The 2,496-nt window shown below is 49.4% G+C and carries 2 protein-coding genes; both read right to left on the bottom strand.

Translation table 11 applies throughout. The annotated features are described in order from the left end of the window. Positions 1-39: 39 nt before the first annotated feature. Entirely contained in the window at positions 40-1,989 is a 1,950-nt protein-coding gene (locus ACTS3T_RS18870) for a sensor histidine kinase (RefSeq protein ID WP_377963014.1), read from the bottom strand. A gap of 202 nt (positions 1,990-2,191) precedes the next feature. Next, the coding region (nrtS, locus tag ACTS3T_RS18875; RefSeq protein ID WP_462935381.1) for a nitrate/nitrite transporter NrtS at positions 2,192-2,496 on the bottom strand (305 nt) is incomplete at its 5' end.

A 2,496-nucleotide genomic window follows, 5' to 3' on the forward strand; every position in this document is an offset into this window, starting at 1 on the left:
CAGAATAGAATGGGCTTGAAGTGCCTGATTCTGGGTTGCCTAACGTAAGTGCTTAAAGCCATCTTCGCTGGCCAGCACGTATTCAGCTACTTCTACTGCATCAACCCGCAAAGGCAACGCGGGGCTGTCTTGGGTGTGAGGCTGAACCTTTCGGCAAGATACCTCTGACGTTGATTGAGGCGGCTGCGCTTGCTGAGTGGAAATTCGAATGGCAAAGGTTGTTCCAGCACCATCAGCTGAATGGCATAGCAACTGTCCGCTATGGCGTTCGTTAACAATTTGGTAGCTGATGGCTAGCCCCATCCCTATCCCTTTGCCTACAGACTTGGTTGTAAAGAACGGATTGAAAATTTTCTGCTGTAGGGTTTCAGGAATACCGGGGCCATTGTCTGCGATCGCAATTTCAACCCATTGATTGTCTAGTGTGGAAGTGCTGATGGTGATTGTTAGGGGTTGCGGTTCAGGGGTGGTGTTAGCCTTTTGTTTTTGGCCTATCTCTTCTAGGGCATCAATAGCATTGGCTAACAGATTCATAAATACTTGATTCATCTGACCAGGGTAGCACTCTACTAGAGGCAAGTTTTCATAGTTTTTGACCACCTGAATTTCGGGTCGATGGGCGTTTGCCTTTAGCCGACTGCCTAAAATCATTAGAGTGCTGTCTAGCCCCTCGTGAATGTTGACCGCCTTAAACGCGGCTTCATCCATACGGGCAAAGTTGCGTAGGGAGAGCACAATTTCACGAATACGTTCGGTGCCCAGCTTCATCGATCCGATCAATTTGGGCAAGTCTTCGCGGATAAAATCCAATTCTGTGTCTTCTATGTCATCGCTCATGGCTGAAGCAGATAGCGGGTATGACTGCTGATAACGATCGACCAATTCCAGCAAATCTTGGGTGTAGCTTTGAATGTGGGTAATGTTGCCGTGGATAAAATTTACTGGGTTATTGATTTCATGAGCCAGTCCGGCCACCAGTTGTCCCAAACTTGACATCTTTTCAGACTGCACCAGGTGAGCTTGCTGGCGGCTGAGCTGCTCTAGGGCTTCGGCTAATTTGTCGTTTCTTTGGTTGAGCTGAACGAATAGGTGGTTAACTTGCTGAATCAGCTGATTAAAGGATTTGGCTAAATCTCCAACTTCGTCTTTATATTGAATCGGAATCTGCAAGTCAAAATTGTTTTCGTAGGTGACCTGACGGGCAATTTTAGTAACCGCCTGGATAGGGCCAGCGATCGCCCGACTGGTCAAAACAGCAATCACCGAGGCGATGGCCGCAGAGAGGAGTAAACTGCCCAAAATAATTGAATTGCGAATAGTTTCTGCCTGCTCTAGGGCGGCGGTTGCGCTAATGTCACGGGTTTTGGCTAGCGCTACAAACGGCAAAAGCTGTTCGGGGAACTCAATAAAATCGACAAATTCTGGACTTTGGACAAAATCAACCAGCAGGTTTTGTTTGGCCTCAGCGCTTTCTGGGGTTTGGGAAAGGCGGTCGATATTTTGAATGAAGGCTTCGGTGCGATCGCGGAACTTTTCTACCGTGACAGCATACTGATCGAGCAGGCGATCAAGCTCGGTTGGCTGCTCAGGATTGGTCACAGACGTAACTGAAGCGCTTGAGCCTGATACACCAGTTCTTAGCAAACCTTTCGCTGATTGCTGGCCTCTCTGAGGCTGTGCCGTGACTCCAAGGTGTTCGCGTCTTTGCAACAACTGCTGGATTTCAGCGACTCGAACTAATAGGTTCTGGCTTTCGAGCCGAAATCGTTCTGAGTCGTCTAAGTAGGGCGAAAGTTGTTTGACAGGACGATTGTAGAGAATCGCGACCTGTAAGTCACTGAGCAGTTCCCGTTTAGCTTTGGCCTGCCGACTGACTTCTAAGGCTTGTTTTTGGTAGTGATTGCCTACCGCCAGTCCCACAATGCTTCCGGTGAGGGCTAACCCAATAACCAAGCTATAGCCACAAATGATGCGGTTGCGAACTGTCATATAGGTCAACCCAGCCTAGATCAACGACGCAGGTAATGGAACCCATCACTGTAGCTAAGCATTCCCAGTTTCAAAGGGGACTGAAGCGTAGCTTCAACCCAGAACAACCCGCCCCTAACCCCTTTAGCAACTGCAATTGGAGGATGCTCTAAGCGGCTCAGCGCCTACTCCCCTCAAGGAATAAAGCAGGTTGCCAATAAATTTAGGATGCTCGGCGAGCAGAGCGACTGAGTTGACACTGGGTTTGACCATAGATGCTGACGAGATAGGGCGTCACGAAAGACAAGGCTCCAGCCAACCAGCGATCGCGATTCATCTCATTTTGCATTAAGGCTTTGCCGTGATTGATCGCAAACACCAGAGAACCCACAATGAGCGCCATGCGTACCGCCTGGGAGACAAAGGCTGGATTTCGTAAGCCTTGGCGGATGAACGCCGAACGGTTGCGCCATTCTGAGTCAGGGGTGTAGGCCAACGCCACTTTGTCAGGATTGCGGCTATTCCAGG

It is taken from the genome of Almyronema sp. (genome assembly GCF_052168255.1).
Taxonomy (GTDB): domain Bacteria; phylum Cyanobacteriota; class Cyanobacteriia; order Phormidesmidales; family Phormidesmidaceae; genus Sphaerothrix; species Sphaerothrix epifaneia.

Bases quoted from the DNA above. Each gene is read 5' to 3' on its own strand.
- ACTS3T_RS18870 (WP_377963014.1), bottom strand. From the start codon at position 1,989: ATGACAGTTCGCAACCGCATCATTTGTGGCTATAGCTTGGTTATTGGG.